This is a genomic window from Coralliovum pocilloporae, assembly GCF_030845175.1.
GTDB classification, from domain to species: Bacteria; Pseudomonadota; Alphaproteobacteria; order Rhizobiales; family Cohaesibacteraceae; genus Coralliovum; species Coralliovum pocilloporae.
On record NZ_CP132542.1, the window covers coordinates 3,470,127 to 3,488,678 of the forward strand.

Below are 18,552 nucleotides of genomic sequence, written 5' to 3' on the forward strand. Positions count from 1 at the left end.
TCACCCTGATATGTTCAGCAACGCCGCGAGCCTAGTCACGCGGCGTACAGAATGATCGCTTTGAATCCGACGTGATGAACTGAACCACCTCACTGACCAGCGGGTCAGACGCCAGATCGGCACCAAGAAGAGCAACACGCTCTCTCAGGGTTCCATCACCACTGAATAGCTCACGATAGGCCTGCCTGAGATTGTGAATGCTCTCACGCGGGAAACCGCGGCGCTTCAGCCCCACCAGGTTCAACCCGCCAAGATGCGCCCTGTTGCCGATAACCGAGCCGTATGGAATGACATCATGCTCGACACCGGACATACCACCGACAAATGCATGAGGACCAACACGAACAAACTGATGAAGCGCGCAAAGTCCACCGAGAATGGCGTGATTACCAATCTCGCAGTGACCGGCGACTGTCGCATTATTGACCAGGATCACATGATTACCAATCATGGCATCATGGGCAACATGCACGCCTACCATCAATAGGCAATTGCTGCCAATCTGTGTCAGAAGGCCGCCACCTTCCGTGCCTGGGTTGATTGTCACATGCTCACGGATTGTGACGTTGTCGCCAATCTCCACACGGCTGTCTTCACCGGCAAATTTAAGGTCCTGCGGCGGCAATCCGATACTGGCAAACGGAAAAACCGTGCAGCCTGCTCCAAGGCTGGTCTGCCCTTCAATCACCACATGGGAATAAAGGCGCGTCCCCGCCCCAAGAGAAACACCTGGGCCAACAACACAAAACGGGCCGATGGTCACATCATCAGCAACAACCGCCTTCTCATCAACAAGAGCGCTTGGATGAATGTCAGCCATTCGACGGGTCCGCAAGAAGCATGGCGCTGATTTCAGCCTCAGCAACCTTGACACCATCAACCGTGGCGACCGCATCAAACTTCCAGATGTTGGAACGGTTCTTCAGCTTCTCAACCCGATAGTGAACCACATCACCCGGAACCACCGGCTTCCGGAACTTACAGCGGTCGATGGTCATGAAATAGACAAGGCTGGGTGTGCCCATATCCTCACGATCGAGAACACAAATGGCACCGGCAGTCTGGGCCATACCTTCAATAATCAGCACACCGGGCATGACCGGCTGGCTGGGAAAATGCCCTTGAAAATGCGGCTCATTAGCCGTCACATTTTTGATGCCGGTTGCGGATCTGTCACCATCAATGTCAATGATGCGATCAACCATAAGAAACGGATAGCGGTGCGGCAGAAGCTCAAGCACCCGCATGATATCCGCAGATTTCAGCTCTTTTGTTTCAACGTCTGTCATAATTCAACCAGCTCAGTTTCTGCTTCGCTATTGTTTAGGGCTCTCGCTTCGAGATGCAAGCTGTTTCAGTTTTGTCATCTCGCGGAACCACTCTTTAACCGGCTTGGCCGGCGTTCCCCCCCAGCGCGCACCAGCAGGCACATCACTGTTCACATTGCTTGATCCGGCAATCTGGGCACCCATACCAATCGTCAGATGTCCGACTACGCCGACCTTTCCACCAAGAACCACAAAGTCCTCCAGTGTGGCGCTGCCAGAGATCCCAACATGGGAAACCAGAACACAATGCCGCCCTACGACCACATTATGCGCAATCTGTACCAAATTATCGATCTTGGTCCCTTCACCAATGATGGTGTCGCGATTAGCACCGCGATCAACCGTCGAATTAGCACCTATCTCCACGTGATCCTGAATAATGACACGCCCGATCTGCGGCACCTTCAGATGCCCGCCAGGCCCCATGGCAAAGCCAAAGCCATCCTGCCCGCATCGCACACCGGGATGCAGGATAACATTGTTACCCAGCAAACTGTGCTGCACGACAGCGCCTGAGCCAATGGAACACTCACGACCAATACAGACATTCGGACCAATAACTGCTGATGCAGCAATCAGAGTATCTCGCCCAACCCTTGCACCAGGCCCGATAGAAGCACCAGCTTCAACGACGACACCATCCTCAAGCTCCGCGCTGTCATGGATGAAGGCTGAAGCGGACATCCCGGTCTCGCCAGTCATCGGTTGCGGCCTGAGTGCTTCAGGATAGAACTGCCGCATGACCGTTGTGAAGGCACGATACGGATCACCTGTCAGCAGGACACAAACATGGTCTGGAAAGCGATCTGCATATTTCTTGTGGCAGAAAACAGCCGTCGCCTTCGTTTCACCGGCAAGAGCCGCATATTTCGGATTATCCAGAAAGCTGATCTGCCCGGCTTTCGCATCCGTCAGTGGAGCGACATCCGATATGACAACGGAGACGTCAACAGAGTCAGACCGGGGACTAGCCCCGGTCAGTTCGATAATATGCGAGAGATCCATAGGGCTCGGAGAGGAAAAAAACTTCGGACTATCCATAACCTCGCCTTTAATACTCTCTGTTGGTGAGAAGGCTTCACCCTTTACAGGATGAAGCCTTCAGACTGCTTGGATATAAACCAATATATTGGACTATAACGCTCATCTTAGAACGCGGTAGAAGCTCCGAACCGGACAATTTCCGTGTCATCGAAATCTTCTTCAAGGAGCGGGTAAGCAATGTCAACGCGCAATGGACCAAACGGTGATTGCCACAAGATACTGCCACCAACAGAAGCTCGAAGCGATTCAGAATCCTGAATAGACGCACCGGAAAGATCCGTACCGAATGCAGAACCTATATCAGCAAAGAATGCCCCACCAAAGCCAAGTTCCTTTGGAATATATGGGATTGGGAACTGAACTTCAGCCGACGCACCATAGTAGGTTGTCGCTCCAAGTGAATCTTCCCCATCACGAGGTCCAAGGCCACTAGTTTCAAACCCGCGAACCAAGTTACCACCACGCTGAAAGGCATCCAGAATACGGACATCATCCCCGCCCCAGCCGGTAATATAACCACCTTGTACACGAATAAGGCCGACGATTTCCCATTCCGTGTTCAGCTCGCGATAGTAACGCCCATCAAAGGTCGTACTCAAGAACTGGACATCTCCACCAATACCAGCGAATTCCTGGGTTAACCGAGCGAAAATACCGCTTGTTGGCTTCTGGACATTATCAATCGTATTGTAGACCAAACTCCAGTTGAAAGCAGACTTAATCGTCTCACCTTCCGCAGCGGCTTGGATAATAGCGAGAGATGTGGAACCATCATTCGTCACTTCGCGCTGCTCAATACCATAACCAACATTCAACTGCAGATCATCAGTGATCGGAAGGCCAAACCGGATGCCGCCACCGGTCTCTTCCTGCTCGAAGTTACGGTTATCGTTGTCGTCAAGTTCACGACGATAGACATCGAACCCTGCAGATAGTCGGCGACCCAAGAAATAAGGCTCTGTGAAGCCAAACTCATAGCTCTGCTGGCTTTCACCAAAACCAACGCGGGCATTTACCAGATGGCCACGACCAAGGAAGTTACGCTCAGTCAGCGATACGTCACCAATGATACCGTCTGACGTGGAATAACCCGCACCAACCGAGAATGAACCGGTTGCCTGATCCTGCACCAGAACATCAAGGATGATACGATCTGGAGTAGAGCCTGGCTGCGTATCAATACGTACTGTTTCGAAGAAACGAAGTGCACGCAAACGACGTTCCGCTCTGTTGACCAGTGCACGGTTATAGGCATCACCCTCAGAAATATCGAACTCGCGACGGATAACATAGTCCCTGGTACGGGTATTACCGCGAATATTGATCCGTTCAATAAAGACCCGCGCGCCTTCATCAATCGAGAAGGTTACAGCAATCGTACGGTTCTCAAAGTCACGATCAGCCCGAGGCCGAACAGTCGCGAAGGCATATCCAGCACGTGCCAACTCAATAGTGATGTCCTCAACTGTTTTATCAACGAGCAGAGAATTATAAACATCACCAGGCTCAACACGCAGAAGACCACGCAAGCTTTCGGGATCCACATCAGGGATGTTGGATTCGATTTCCACATCACTGAAGGAATACTGCTCACCTTCATCAATCGTGAAGGTAATGAAGAACACATTCCGCTCACGATCAAGATCAGCTACAGCGGAAACAATCTGGAAGTCCGCATAGCCATGCTTCAGATAGAACTGACGCAGGCCTTCCTGGTCAGACCGCAACCGATCTGGATCATACGTGTCAGTTGTTCGAATAAAGGAAAGTAACCCACCTTCTTTGGTCCGAATAACATTCTGAAGCCGGGAATCACTGAAAGCATGATTGCCGATAAAGGTTATGCGTGAAATCCCGGTCTCAGCACCTTCATCAATCTCGTATACTAGATCAACGCGATTCGAAGAGCGTTCAATGATCTTCGGCGTCACACTGGCTCCAAAACGGCCACTACGACGATAGACCTCAAGAATACGCTGGATGTCCGTCTCCACACGGGACTGGGTCAGAACACCACGCTGCTTGGAGCCAACCACCTGAGCCAGAGACTCGTCTTCAATCTTCTTGTTACCTTCGAAAGCAACACGATTGATAACCGGGTTCTCGACGACCGTCACAACAAGCGTGCTGCCACGACGCTCAATAGACACATCCTTGAAAAGGCCTGTCGCAAAAAGCGCCTTGAGAGAATCATCAATTGCAAAGGCATCCACGCGCTGACCGAGCTGCACGGAAAGATAGGCCTTGATCGTCTCATCTTCCACCCGCGTATTACCGCGAACGTCGATGAGCCGGATTACCTGCGCCTGCGCTGATGTCGCTCCCAGGAAACCGAGATCCGGGGCCACAAGAGGACCAGCAGCTGCCAGAATTGCCGCAAGCGCCGTGCCTCTCAAAAAATGCTTTACAGAAGTCATTGGGTCAGATGGTCCCCGATATGCCATTCTTATTTTACTGCAGCGCCATCAGGCGATACGCACTTCGTGTTCTTTTACAGTGTTTTGTAATCGTTTCAAGACCGCAAAAGTCTATTCACGAAAAAGGTTGGAGGTCGTTGCAATTTTATCCCCCACCCCACGAAAAACCGCTCAGCCTTATATCATTCCAACTGACAAACACCAACAACAGAATGATAGCCGTAAAACCAAGACGGAACGCGATTTCCTGTGTTCCCTCACTCAATGGGCGCCCCCGAATGGCCTCAGCCAGATAAAACATCAGGTGTCCACCATCAAGAATCGGAATCGGGAACAGGTTAATCAGTCCAATACTCACTGACAATGCAGCCGTTAGAGGAATAAGCCAGCTCCAGTTCGCTGAGGCTGCCTTGCCCACCATGTCTGCGATGCCAATCGGACCGGAAAGCTGGTCTGCCGACTGCTTACCCGTAAACATCCGCCCGAGAAAGTGGAACGTATCTTCCACGATTCCCCATGATTCAGCAACGCCCAGAGACAGGGCTTCGAGAGGTCCATAATGCTTGATGATCAGTTCATCGGGATTACGTGTCTGCTGGATACCCAGCAACCCGACCTTTCCTCTGGCAAGCGTCCCTTCCGCCACGGACGGTTTTGGCGTTGCCTTGAGGGTGATGACCTCTTCACCACGACGAACTTCAAACGACAGCTCTTCGTCAGCCCGTGTACTGACAGTTCGCCGCACATCAAAGAAGCTTTCTACCGGATTGCCGTCAATCGACAGAATCAGATCACCAGCCTTGAAACCACCGGCCTCTGCAGCACTGCCAGCTATCACAGCATCAGCGCGCGCAGGTGTGAACTGCTTGCCTGAAATCATGAAAAGACCAGCGAAGATCGCAATTGCCAGAATAAAATTGGCAATCGGTCCGGCGGCGACTACTGACGCCCTCTGCCAGAGCGGCTTCAGATGGAAGGCCCCTTCCTTGTCCTCATCAGACATCTGCGCCAATGTTTCATGATCAGGAACCGACGCACCATTGTTGTCACCGGCAAATTTCACATAACCGCCAAGCGGGATAATGGCAAAACGCCAGCGCGTACCACGCTTGTCATTAAAGCCGAACAGTTCCGGGCCAAAGCCGATGGAAAACGCATCAATGCGCACCCCGCACCAGCGCGCCACCAGGAAATGACCAAGCTCATGAATAAAAACAACAATTGTCAGAACGACCAGCAGGGAGAATACCTTGTCCAAGGCAAACTCGCCCAACCCAAACAGTGAGTCCCAAAATTCCATAAGTGCTGTCCGTCTTAATCCCCGAGCACGTACGCTACGTGCCGCAACATTCTGAACCGAAACTGCCGACTCGTCTATATTAACTCTGTGGCAAGAACGCGGCTTTCTCGATCGATGGTGAATATTTCGTCAACAGTCTCAACCGCCTTGAAGAGCTGGTGACCCTTCTCAAGGGTCTCATTGACAATACGGGCAATATCAACAAACCGGATCTGCCCCTTCAGAAATGCCTCAACAGCCACTTCATCCGCAGCATTCAGAACCGCAGGCGCCATTCCACCGGTTTTCATGGCCTCGATCGCCAGTCCGAGCGCCGGAAAACGCTCGAGATCAGGCTCTTCAAAGGTCAGCGTTCCAATTTTGGCGAGATCAAGTGACTTTGCAGGACTCTCCTTGCGCTGTGGCCAGGCCAGAGAATGACTGATCGCCACACGCATATCCGGCGCAGCCAGCTCTGCCAGCACGGAACCATCTGAATAGCGGACAAGACCGTGGATGATCGATTGCGGGTGCACAAGCACCTCAAGCTGATTCGCCTCAACCGGAAACAGATGGTGGGCCTCAATCAGCTCGAAGCCCTTATTCATCATCGTAGCCGAATCGATGGTAATCCGCGCGCCCATGGACCAGTTTGGGTGTTTCAGAGCATCCTCAACACCTGCCCTGTTGATCTGATCCTGCGACCAGGTTCTGAATGGCCCACCAGACGCGGTCAGAATGACCGATTCGACCTCTGCCGCATGTTCGGTCTCAAAAATCTGGAAAATGGCATTGTGCTCGGAATCAACCGGCAGGATTGGCCGACCAACCCGCCTGGCCGTCTGTGTAAACAGATCACCGGCACAGACCAGGCATTCCTTGTTGGCAAGAGCCAGAACAGAACCGGTTTCGAGTGCAGCAAGGGACGGCCGGATGCCCGCAGCACCAACGATCCCGCCAACCACAATGTCCGCCCCGATTGACGCGGCTTCAATCAAACCAGAGAGGCCTGCGGCCACATGGATGTTTGTGCCAGACAGCGCATCACGCAAACGCGGATAATGCGCTTCATCTCCGATCACGACCAGATCGGGCTGAAACTCAAGCGCCTGCTCTGTGAGGAGAGTAACATTGCTTTGCGCCGTCAAAGCCTGTGCACGATACAGCTCCGGCGCGTTTCGGATCACATCAAGAGTGCTGGTGCCGATTGAGCCCGTGGCTCCAAGAACAGCCACAGACTTCGACTCTGCCCCGGCCTCGGGCTGAAAGCTGACGGCTTCATCTGTCGCTTGGCGTACTACCATACCAGCAGTCCCTGGGCCGGATTCTCAGGCATTCTCAACCAGCCGATAACGCAAGCCAGAACACCGGCCGTAACCAGTCCATCTACCCGGTCCATCAAACCACCATGGCCTGGCAGGATGCGGCCGGAATCCTTCACATTGAAAGAGCGCTTGAACCAGGATTCTCCCAGATCACCGATCTGCGAGACAACAGAAAGACCAACGGCAATAAACAGCAATTGCGTCACAGACGTCTCAATCATGGCCTGCATCAGCAGAACACCCAACAAAACGCCACCCACTGTCCCGCCTACTGCACCGGACCAGGTTTTCCCGGGGGAAATCGGTGGGCAGAGTTTCGGACCACCAATCAGACGGCCAGCAAAATAGGCGCAGACATCCGTTCCCCAGACAACAGCAAACAGAAACGCCAATGCCGCAAGCCCCAAATCCGGAGCGTCACCACCCAAATCCATACGAAGCCAGATGAGCGGCAGCGCAAAGGCTGCACCGTAAAGCCCTGAGAACACCATCCATCCGGCATTCTTCTGAACACACCGCACACCAATGGCCAATACGGGAGCTGCAAGAGCAATCCACATCGCCAGGTCTGAAACACTGGCAATCCGGGTGCAAACAACGGCTGCTGCCAACCCGAGCGCAACAAGGATTGAGAGCGGATCAAGAAGGCGATTGCCGGTAATCGTCACAATTTCAGAATGGATGATCAGAGCTCCAAAGCCAATCAGAAGCGCGAAAACCCAGCCGCCATAAACAGTGGCACCAATAACCAGAACGCCAAGGAAAAGAGCAGAAACAGTACGTGCTACCAAGTCGGACCACTGGCTCTTTATTGCGACAGCCTGGCCTTCTGCATCTTTCGACCCTTGATTCAATTCACTGGTCCTCAGGCTCAGACAAACCGCCAAACCGACGGTCCCGTTTCTGGAACTGTTTGATGGCAGAGATCAAGGTATCCTTCTCGAAGTCCGGCCAATAACAATCGAGAAAAATAAATTCCGCATAGGCCAGTTGCCAGAGCAGGAAGTTTGACAAACGCTGCTCTCCGCTGGTGCGGATCAAAAGGTCGGGCTCTGGCAAACCACCCGTATCCAGACGATCAGAAAGCACTTTTTCATCAATCGTCTCAGGATCAATCAGTCCAGCCTTGACGTCACGCGCAATAGCGCGGGTCGCCCGGACCAGTTCATCCCGGCCGCCATAGTTGAAGGCAACCACGAGGTCCAGTCCGGTATTGGCGCGGGTTTCACGTTCCGCATGGACCAGAAGAGCTCGAATATCTTCCGGCACACGTTCCTGATCCCCAACAATATGGATTCGGACGTTATTCTTGTTCAGATCGGCAAGGTCACGCTTGATGAACAGTCGCAGGAGACCAAAGAGATCTGCAATTTCCTGTGCTGGCCGCGACCAGTTCTCAGAACTGAAGCTGAAGATCGTCAGGGCCTCAAGCCCCAGCTCAAGCGCTGCCTTGACAGTACGCCGAACCGCATGAACACCTTCCCGGTGACCTTCGGTCCGCGTAAGTCCCCGAGCGGTTGCCCATCGACCGTTACCATCCATGATGATAGCCACGTGACGGGGCATCCGCGCAAGGTCCAGCCCCTGCTCACCCCTACCGTGATCTACAGTCTCAACAACACGTTCCGAACTGACCGACATCAGGCGGTTCTCCGACATGGGATCATACAGGGCTACTAAACCTGCATGATCTCCGTTTCCTTCGTCGCCAGGACCTCATCAATCTGCTTGATGGCATTATCTGTCATCTGCTGGATTTCATCCTGATACAGATGCAGTTCATCTTCGCTGATTTCACTGGCCTTTTCAGCCTTCTTGAGAGAATCCATGCCATCGCGACGGACGTGACGGACGGCGACTCGCGCTTGCTCCGCATATTTATGCGCAACTTTGACCATTTCCTGTCGACGTTCCTCATTCAACTCGGGAATGGGGATACGAAACAGCGCGCCTTCTACAACCGGATTGAGACCAAGGCTGGATTCGCGGATAGCCTTCTCCACAGCCGGCGCAACCGTTCGGTCCCAGACCTGAACGGAAATCATCCGGGGTTCCGGAACGCTGACCGTCGCAAGCTGGTTCAGTGGTGTCATCGCGCCATAGGCTTCTGCCTGGATCGGATCAAGAAGACTGGCAGAGGCACGCCCCGTGCGCAGGCCGGACAATTCGGACCGGAACACGGAAACCGCTCCATCCATACGCCGGGTCAGGTCATCAAAATCCACTGCTTCATCAGACATAGTCTATCTTCCTCTTCCGTCCGGCTGATCGTCACACATCATCTTCGGTTCGCCAACCAAAAGACAGCCGGTTAAAAGCTATTCGGCCTTTGCTGAGACAAGGGTATAGCGCCCCGCCCCCCGCAAGACATCAAGCATTGATGTTTCATCATGAAGTGAAAAAACGATTATGGGAATAGCGTTCTCGCGCGTTACCGCAAAAGCGGCTGTATCCATAACCGCCAGGCCACGTTCAATCACTTCAGAATGGGTAATCCGGTCGAACCGTTCCGCATCAGGATTCGTTTTCGGGTCTGCCGAATAGATCCCGTCAACCTGTGTTGCTTTCAGCAGGGCGTCACATTGCATTTCAGCAGCCCGCAATGCAGCGCCGGAATCAGTTGTGAAATAGGGATTACCGGTTCCGGCAACAAAGATGACGACCCGCCCGGCATTCATATGGTCCAGAGCGGCACGCTGGGTGAATGTCTCGCAGATCTCAGGCATGGCAATCGCCGACATAACGACCGTCTCAATGCCCCGTGCGGACAAAGCCTCTCCCATGGCCAGGCCATTCATCACCGTAGCCAGCATTCCCATATGGTCGCCAACGACCCGGTTGCCGCCTTTGGCAGCAACGGAAACACCGCGGAAGATGTTGCCACCCCCGATAACCAGCGCCAGTTCGGCACCCGCATCCACCAACGTACCGATTTCAGCTGCAAACTTGTCGACAATCGCTCGATCAATTCCAAACGCCTGATCGCCCATCAACGCCTCACCTGAGAGTTTGAGCAGAACCCGTTTGAACTTGAGATCGGACATGTCAGCTATCCTCAATGGGCAGGTCTTTGAAAAGTCGTCAGTAAAAGCGCTATGGAACAGATCCGGTCGAATCATATTCCTCGCGACAAACAGCAATAAGCTGCCTTCAGATACACGAAGGGCGCCGTTTCGTCACCCGGCGCCCTTCAGATTTCGACAGATTATGCCTGGCCGGTAGCCGCAGCAACTTCAGCAGCGAAGTCTTCTTCGACTTTCTCGATGCCTTCACCAAGAGCAAGACGGATAAAGCCTTTCAGTGCAATCGGTGCGCCAACGTCGCCTTCAGCGTTCTTCAGAGCCTGCTCAACGGTGTTTTCACCATCGATAACAAAGGTCTGCTTGAGCAGAACGACTTCTTCGTAGAACTTGCGGATACGACCTTCGACCATCTTCTCGATGATGTTGTCTGGCTTACCGCTTTCACGAGCCTGCTCGGAGAACACTTCGCGTTCACGAGCAACAACAGCTGGATCCATCTCATCGGTCGTTGCAGCAAGCGGGTTGGTCGCAGCAACGTGCATGGCAACCTGACGGCCGATTGCTTCAAGCTTTGCGGCATCGCCAGCAGATTCCAGAGCAACCAGAACGCCGATCTTGCCAAGGCCGGCACTTGCAGCATTATGGATGTAGGACGCAACAACACCTTCAGAAACAGACAGTTTGGTGACGCGACGCAGGGTCATGTTCTCACCAATTGTCGCAACAGCATCAGTTAGTGTGTCAGCAACAGACTTGTCTGAGCCCGGATATCCGGCAGCAGCCAGACCTTCAACAGTGCCATCAGACTCAACCGCAGTTGCTGCAATGTCAGAAACCAGTTTCTGGAAGCCTTCGTTACGGGCAACGAAGTCGGTTTCGGAGTTCACTTCAACAACAGCAGCAGTTGCACCGGAAGACGCAACGCCAACCAGACCTTCAGCAGCGACACGGCCAGCTTTTTTGGCAGCTTTCGCCAGGCCTTTGGTGCGGAGCCAGTCAATGGCTGCTTCCATGTTGCCGTCGTTTTCTTTCAGGGCGGTCTTGCAGTCCATCATGCCTGCGCCGGTGGTTTCGCGCAGTTCTTTGACCATAGCTGCAGAAATGCTCATCTCAGCCTCTCTTTGCTTCGTTAAAGGCGGCCAGTAGCAAACCGCCCATGTCATCTCAATCTCATTATCCGGCTTATATGCCAGAGATGTGAAATTGCCGGACGAAACCGCCCGGCAACCAAAATAACCTCAACCGTTAAGACGGAAGGTCTCAGGCTTCAGCGGCAACCGGCGCATCTTCTTCAGATGCAGCGCCGTCTTCGAGAGCTTCTTCAAGAACCTCTTCTGCCTCACCGGCATCAACGCCCATATCGCCCTGAGAGCGGGAAATACCGTCGATGGCAGCACGGGCAACCAGATCGCAATAGAGCGAAATAGCGCGAGCAGCATCGTCGTTACCCGGGATCGGGAAATCGATATTGTCAGGGTTGGAGTTGGAATCAACAACAGCAGCAACCGGAATACCCAGACGACGAGCTTCCTGGATAGCCAGGGATTCCTTGTTGGTGTCGATGATGAAGATCAGGTCAGGCAGGCCGCCCATGTCCTTGATACCACCCAGCGCACGATCCAGCTTTTCACGCTCGCGGGTCAGAGTCAGACGCTCTTTCTTGGTGAAAGCCTGTGCGTCAGATTCATTATCGAGGGTTGCTTCCAGCGTACGCAGACGCTGAATGGAATTGGAAACGGTTTTCCAGTTCGTCAGCATACCGCCGAGCCAACGTGCATTCACGTAGTACTGAGCGGAACGACGGGCAGAATCAGCAATGGATTCAGAAGCCTGACGCTTGGTACCAACCATCAGAACGCGGCCACCACCAGCAACGGTGTCGCTGACAGCTTTCAGTGCACGCTCAAGAAGCGGTACAGTCTGGGTCAGATCAAGAATGTGGATGTTGTTGCGCTCACCGAAGATAAACTGCTTCATGCGCGGGTTCCAGCGGTGACGCTGGTGACCAAAGTGTACGCCTGCCTCAAGCAGCTGGCGCATGCTGAACTCAGGAAGAGCCATGCTCATTTCTCCTTTACCGGTTTAACCTCCGCGAATGTTGGGCTTTCGCCACCGGATGGACCCGACCAACACAGTCGGACCCGACACTTCGCGTGTGGAATGCGCGCGTTATAGGGGGAGAAACGGGTTATGACAAGAGCAAAGACAGCCACGACAACGCATGTGCAGCATTTTTTCCGCCATAAAGCCGGTCGTCACAACACAAACACGATGAAGCAGTGCGATATGGATCAGGCCAGTTCGACCTGAACAACACCAGGCACGGCCTTCAGAGCACTCGCCACCTGTGGGCTGGTGGCATATCGTTCTTTCAGACGGACCTCCACCTCTTTCTGCCCACCCTCACCAAGCAGAACAAGGCTCACATGCCCGTCACCCTTCGCCGCCTGCAGGTACTTCTGCACACTGGTCAGCGGTGCCTCATCACGAATGAAAATCCGCATATCTTTCTGAACTGCATTGGCCTTGCGTTCCAGAGGTTCAACAGTCTGGATGCGGACATTGATCCCTTCCGGCCTGTCTTCAGCACCAACCAGAAGAATGACATTCTGTCCGGGCTCCAGCATATCGCGGAACTGGTTGAGCGCTTCGGAAAACAGCACGGCTTCATACTGACCGGTCGGGTCGGAAATCTGGACAATACCCATGCGGTTCCCGGTTCTGGTTTTCCGCTCCTGTCGTGCAGTCACCGTGCCCGCCAGCCGACCTGCAGGCGCGCCACCCTTCACCGATTTCTGGAAATCCGCCCAGAGCTGCACGCGCAGCTTGTCAAAAACATCACGATATTCATCAAGCGGATGCGCACTCAGATAGAATCCAACCGCCGCATGCTCTCGCTGCAGCCGCTCTGCGGGCGCCCAGTCGATCACCATCGGCAGAACCAGCATCGGGGCGCTGTCATCAGAACCAAAAATATCGGCCTGACCAGACGCTGCATTCTGTGCTTCCTGATTGGCCAGCCCCATGACCAGCTCAAGGGCACCAACAATCTGCGCCCGGTTCGGATTGAGCGTGTCAAACGCTCCGGCACAAACCAGATTTTCAAGCGTCCGCTTATTGAGAATGCGGGGATTGATGCGCCGGGCAAAATCCGTCAGATCCTTGAACGGTCCATCCTTGCGAAGGTCAACGATATGCTCGGCTGCCGCTTTTCCGACACCCTTGATAGCCGCCAGCGAATACAGGATCTCGTCCTTATCCACATCAAAGGCCACCCCTGAGCGATTGACCGATGGCGGCTCGACCGTAATACCCAGCCTATGGGCCTCTCGACGGAATTCGCTGAGCTTGTCCGTATTGCCCATATCGAGAGTCATGGACGCAGCAAGAAATTCGACAGGATAATTGGCCTTCAGATAACCGGTCCAGTAAGACACCAGCGCATAGGCCGCAGCGTGGGATTTGTTGAAGCCGTAATTGGCAAACTTCGCCACAAGATCGAAGATATGATCAGCATCCTTCTGATCTGTACCAAGATTGACAGCCCCTTCAACAAAGCGGGCTTTCTGCTTGTCCATCTCAGCCTTGATCTTCTTGCCCATGGCGCGGCGGAGAAGGTCAGCTTCACCAAGCGAGTAGCCGGACAGGACCTGAGCGATCTGCATGACCTGTTCCTGATAGACGATAATACCGAACGTCTCTTTCAGGATCGGTTCCAGCTTGGGGTGCAGATAGTCCGGCGTTTCATAACCGTGCTTCCGGGCGTTAAAGACCGGAATATTCTCCATCGGTCCCGGACGATAGAGAGCGACCAGCGCGATGATGTCTTCAAACCGGTCGGGCTTCATATCGAGAAGCGCCTTCCGCATGCCCGCACTTTCCACCTGAAACACGCCAACCGTCTCGGCCCGCGAATAGAGGTCGTAGGTTTCCTTGTCATCAATCGGTGTCGTCGAGATATCAACCTCGACACCACGCTTGGTCAGAAGCTGAACAGCCGTATCAATCACCGTCAGGGTCTTCAGGCCGAGAAAGTCGAATTTGACCAGCCCGGCCTGTTCTACCCATTTCATATTGTACTGGGTGACCGGCATATCCGAACGCGGGTCTCGATAGAGCGGGACAAGCTCCTCAAGCGACCGGTCCCCGATCACAATACCGGCGGCATGGGTTGAGGCATGCCGATAAAGCCCCTCCAGCTTCATGCCCATCTCGATCAGACGGGCAACAATCGGCTCTTCATCCCGCATGGCCTGAAGACGCGGCTCTTCCTCAAGCGCTTTCGGAAGCGGTGTCGGATTGGCCGGGTTTGACGGCACCAGCTTGCAGATACGGTCCACTTGCCCATAGGGCATCTGCAGAACACGCCCCACATCACGCAGAACAACACGGGCCTGAAGGGTTCCATAGGTGATAATCTGGGCAACCTGGGACAGGCCATATTTCTGCTGAACATACGCGATCACCTCATCCCGGCGATCCTGACAGAAATCCACGTCAAAGTCCGGCATGGACACACGTTCGGGATTGAGAAAACGCTCGAACAGCAATGCAAAACGGATCGGATCAAGATCCGTCACCGTCAGAGAATAGGCCACAAGAGACCCCGCCCCTGAACCACGGCCCGGCCCCACGGGAATGGATTTGCTTTTCGCCCATTTGATAAAGTCGGCGACGATCAGGAAGTATCCCGGGAACTTCATGCTCTCGATGATCCCGAGCTCGTAATTCAGCCGCTCCCAATATTCTTCCTCAGTCGTATCCGGCGCAAGGCCATGCACAGCTATACGAGCTCTCAGACCATCCTCAGCCTGCCGTCGCAATTCCGCAGCCTCAGCAGCCAGACCGTCGGTAACCCCGTCATCCTCAGTAAAACGAGGCAGAATGGGCGCGCGCGTCTTCGGGCGGAACGAACAGCGCCGGGCAATCTCGACGGTGTTTTCAAGCGCTTCCGGCAGATCAGAAAACAGAGCCGCCATCTCTTCTGCAGTCTTGAAATAATGCTCTGCAGTCAACCGGCGACGGTCGTCCTCAATCAGAACCCGGCCCTCAGAGATGCAGATCAGGGCATCATGGGCCTCATAATCGTCCTTGCTGGGAAAAAAGGCCTCGTTGGTCGCAACAATCGGCAGGTCCATGGCATAGGCCATATCCAGAAGGGCAGCCTCCGTCCGCACCTCCTCCTCCATGCCATGGCGCTGCAGCTCCACGTAAAGACGGCCGGGGAAGAGCGATGAAAGCTCTTTCAACAACGCTTCCGCCTTCTGCCTGTTGCCGGTCAGAAGCGCCCGGTTGACGGGCCCGGATGTGGAGCCGGTCAACGCAATCAAACCATCCGTCAACCCTCTGAGCTGATCCAGACTGACATGCGATTCCTGCAGCCCTTCCGTCATCAGATAGGACCGGCTGACCAATCGGACGAGATTGTTAAACCCTTCCTCATTGGCCGCAATCAGAACCAGAATGGGATCACTCTCGGTTCGGCCTGACGGACGACCACTGTCTGTATCCCCCTGGTCAAAGGTTACGCGGAGCTGACAACCAATAATCGGTTGCAATCCTTCACCAGAGGCTTTTTCGGAAAATTCCAGTGCACCAAACAGATTACCCGTATCTGCAATACCGAGCGCTGGCATTGACTGCTCAACAGCCAGTTTGACCAGCTTGGCAAGCGGCAAGGCCCCTTCAAGAAGCGAATAGGCTGAATGCACACGCAGATGAATGAAACCCGGGTCGGCGGTCATGGAGTTCTCCCTTTCGGCAAGAGTGCGGCTTTCCGCACTGCAAGTCCATCCCGATCAGGTGGTAATCCCCAGAAGTCACATCAGAAACCACCCGAAAAGCCAGCCGGGGCGCCTCCTCTGAACCTGGCCCGAAAGGCCTCCGGTCAAGAGTGAGGGTCAGTATCCTTTTGCCAGAATATCAAGCCAGAACCCGGCAGAAGAGAAAAACAGAACAAGCGAACCAAGGGCAAAAACATCGCGAAACAACATAACGTCCTCCTTCATGTTCCTCTTTAATACTTATATTGTTCTATTTTTGTTCTCATTGCAAGCGCAATTGAAATCAGGCCACTCTTCCTCACAAATTAGGTAAACAATGTCTGAATCAGCTGATTTGAAACAACAGCGCAGATACAGCGGGAAATTCTCTAAAGCTGAATTTCGACCGCCCGTCCCTCATGCAGCGTAATGCAGCGATCCATCCGCCGGGCAAGGTCGTGATTGTGGGTCGCGATCAGAGCACCAAGCCTTGATCCCCGCACAAGCGCCAGCAGCGCATCAAACACATAGGATGAGGTCTTCGGATCAAGATTCCCGGTCGGCTCATCAGCAAGAAGCAGTCGCGGCACATTCGCCACGGCCCGGGCAATCGCCACACGCTGCTGCTCACCACCCGACAGCTCGGACGGGCGATGTTCAGCCCGGTGATCAATCCGCATATATTTGAGCAATTGCCTCGCCCGGTCTTCCGCTTCCTTCCGCTTCAGGCCGCGGATGATCTGCGGCATCACCACATTCTCAAGTGCGGTAAATTCAGGCAGAAGATGATGGAACTGATACACAAAGCCGATTTCCGTCCGCCGAATAGCCGTCCGTTTGTCGTCAGACTGATCATGACAGGATACATTGCCAATAGCCACTTTGCCGGATGCCGGTCTCTCCAGAAGACCGGCAATATGAAGCAAGGTCGATTTTCCGGCCCCTGACGGCGCAACAAGCGCAACAATCTCTCCGGCACGAATGGCCAGATCGACACCCTTCAGGACATCAAGCCTGTCTTCACCGGTGGTGTAGGACTGGGTTACGCCATTCAGCAGCAATGCGTGAGGTGCAGCTTGCGTCGTCATCATTCGTATCTCAGGGCCTGTACAGGGTCGAGACGCGCAGCGCGCCAGGCGGGATAAATGGTTGCCAGCAGCGACAGCACAAGCGCCATACAGAGAATGGCAAATGTCTCTGTCATGTCGATCTTGGCGGGGAGCTGACTGAGGAAATAGATTTCCGGAGAAAAGAGATCCGTGGCCAAAAGGGATGAGACAGCCTGACGGATTGTCTCGATATTCAGACAGAACACCACACCAAGCACGAACCCGGCGACGGTTCCGACCACGCCAATCATCGCGCCGGAAATGCAGAAAACCCGCATGACAGCTCCGCGCGTCGCTCCCATGGTCCGGAGGATTGCAATATCATGCCCCTTGTCTTTCACCAGCATGACAAGACTGGAGATGATATTGAGTGCCGCCACCAGAATGATCAGGGTCAGAATGATGAACATCACATTCCGTTCCACCTGAAGAGCAGAAAAGAACGTCCTGTTCCGCTGTTGCCAGTCCACCAGGAACAGAGACCGGTCCGCCGCATCTTCTACAGGCTGGCGATACTCTTTCACCTGGTCGGGATCATCCACATAAAGATCAATCGCGGTCACCTGGTCCGGCGAATTGAAATAGGCCTGAGCTTCTGGAAGCGGCATGAAGACAAAACTGGAATCATATTCCGACATGCCGATCTCAAAGATCGCCACAACTTCATAATTCTTGATGCGAGGAGCCACACCAAGCGGGGTCACAGCTCCCTTGGGAGAAACCAGCGTGATCCGGCTTCCCGCAAAAAGCCCAAGCTGCGCCGCCAGCCGCGTGCCGATGGCAACACCGCCGCTATCATCAAAACCCTCCAGCGTACCCTGCCGGATATTACCGGAGACAAGCGACATCTTGTCGAGGCTGGCGCGGGTCATGCCGCGCACCAGAACCCCGGAACCAACATTCTTGCCGGATGCCAGCGCCTGCCCTTCGACAAAGGGAATGGCTGCATTGACAAAGTCCAGCTTTTCAACCCGACTTGCCAGACCATCAAAATCCCTCAGCGGTTCATCAATCGGCTGGATGATCAGGTGACCGTTAATGCCGAGAATCTTGCCCAGCAGCTCTGCCCGGAAACCGTTCATCACAGACATAACGATAATCAGTGTGGCCACACCCAAGGTAATGCCGAGGAACGACAGACCGGCGATGATCGAGATAAAGGCTTCCTTGTTCCGCGGACGCAGATAGCGCAGCGCAATCATCCATTCAAACGATGAAAACGGTCGTGTACCGGTTGGCTCAGACATCTCCCGTCCCCTTTCCGC

At 54.0% G+C, this 18,552-nt stretch carries 15 protein-coding genes; all 15 read right to left on the bottom strand.

Annotated features, from left to right (window positions below; all coding sequences use genetic code 11):
* Positions 1-31 precede the first annotated feature (31 nt).
* Positions 32-820 (bottom strand): acyl-ACP--UDP-N-acetylglucosamine O-acyltransferase, encoded by a 789-nt coding sequence (gene lpxA / locus RA157_RS15700; RefSeq protein WP_350334065.1) that lies wholly within the window; start codon positions 818-820, stop codon positions 32-34.
* Complete coding sequence (fabZ, locus tag RA157_RS15705) at positions 813-1,289, bottom strand: 3-hydroxyacyl-ACP dehydratase FabZ (protein WP_350334066.1); 477 nt, start codon at positions 1,287-1,289, stop codon at positions 813-815. The genes lpxA and fabZ overlap by 8 nt, the downstream gene beginning before the upstream one ends.
* A 27-nt stretch (positions 1,290-1,316) precedes the next feature.
* Positions 1,317-2,369, bottom strand: coding sequence for a UDP-3-O-(3-hydroxymyristoyl)glucosamine N-acyltransferase (gene lpxD / locus RA157_RS15710; RefSeq protein WP_434058451.1), 1,053 nt, complete (start codon positions 2,367-2,369; stop codon positions 1,317-1,319).
* 107 nt (positions 2,370-2,476) lie between these two features.
* Positions 2,477-4,789, bottom strand: coding sequence for an outer membrane protein assembly factor BamA (gene bamA, locus RA157_RS15715; RefSeq protein WP_350334068.1), 2,313 nt, complete (start codon positions 4,787-4,789; stop codon positions 2,477-2,479).
* 145 nt (positions 4,790-4,934) lie between these two features.
* A complete protein-coding gene (rseP, locus tag RA157_RS15720) occupies positions 4,935-6,089 on the bottom strand; it encodes an RIP metalloprotease RseP (protein WP_350334069.1) in 1,155 nt (384 codons plus the stop codon).
* Between the two features lie 74 nt (positions 6,090-6,163).
* Positions 6,164-7,372 (bottom strand): 1-deoxy-D-xylulose-5-phosphate reductoisomerase, encoded by a 1,209-nt coding sequence (locus RA157_RS15725; protein WP_350334070.1) that lies wholly within the window; start codon positions 7,370-7,372, stop codon positions 6,164-6,166.
* Positions 7,366-8,184: a phosphatidate cytidylyltransferase gene (locus RA157_RS15730; protein WP_350334071.1), complete on the bottom strand. Its 819-nt coding sequence runs from the start codon at positions 8,182-8,184 to the stop codon at positions 7,366-7,368. The genes RA157_RS15725 and RA157_RS15730 overlap by 7 nt, the downstream gene beginning before the upstream one ends.
* A 64-nt stretch (positions 8,185-8,248) precedes the next feature.
* A complete protein-coding gene (locus RA157_RS15735; protein ID WP_350334072.1) occupies positions 8,249-9,034 on the bottom strand; it encodes an isoprenyl transferase in 786 nt (261 codons plus the stop codon).
* Between the two features lie 35 nt (positions 9,035-9,069).
* Positions 9,070-9,633, bottom strand: a complete 564-nt coding sequence (frr, locus tag RA157_RS15740) for a ribosome recycling factor (RefSeq protein WP_350334073.1) — start codon at positions 9,631-9,633, stop codon at positions 9,070-9,072.
* Positions 9,634-9,711: 78 nt separating this feature from the next.
* Complete coding sequence (pyrH, locus tag RA157_RS15745) at positions 9,712-10,437, bottom strand: UMP kinase (RefSeq protein ID WP_350334074.1); 726 nt, start codon at positions 10,435-10,437, stop codon at positions 9,712-9,714.
* Positions 10,438-10,598: 161 nt separating this feature from the next.
* Complete coding sequence (tsf, locus tag RA157_RS15750; protein ID WP_350334075.1) at positions 10,599-11,525, bottom strand: translation elongation factor Ts; 927 nt, start codon at positions 11,523-11,525, stop codon at positions 10,599-10,601.
* Between the two features lie 151 nt (positions 11,526-11,676).
* Positions 11,677-12,477, bottom strand: coding sequence for a 30S ribosomal protein S2 (gene rpsB, locus RA157_RS15755; protein ID WP_350334076.1), 801 nt, complete (start codon positions 12,475-12,477; stop codon positions 11,677-11,679).
* Positions 12,478-12,707: 230 nt separating this feature from the next.
* A complete protein-coding gene (dnaE, locus tag RA157_RS15760) occupies positions 12,708-16,160 on the bottom strand; it encodes a DNA polymerase III subunit alpha (protein WP_350334077.1) in 3,453 nt (1,150 codons plus the stop codon).
* Positions 16,161-16,567: 407 nt separating this feature from the next.
* Entirely contained in the window at positions 16,568-17,269 is a 702-nt protein-coding gene (locus RA157_RS15765) for an ABC transporter ATP-binding protein (RefSeq protein WP_350334078.1), read from the bottom strand.
* On the bottom strand, positions 17,266-18,534 hold the full coding sequence (locus RA157_RS15770) for a lipoprotein-releasing ABC transporter permease subunit (RefSeq protein WP_350334079.1): 1,269 nt from the start codon (positions 18,532-18,534) through the stop codon (positions 17,266-17,268). The genes RA157_RS15765 and RA157_RS15770 overlap by 4 nt, the downstream gene beginning before the upstream one ends.
* Between the last annotated feature and the right edge of the window lie 18 nt (positions 18,535-18,552).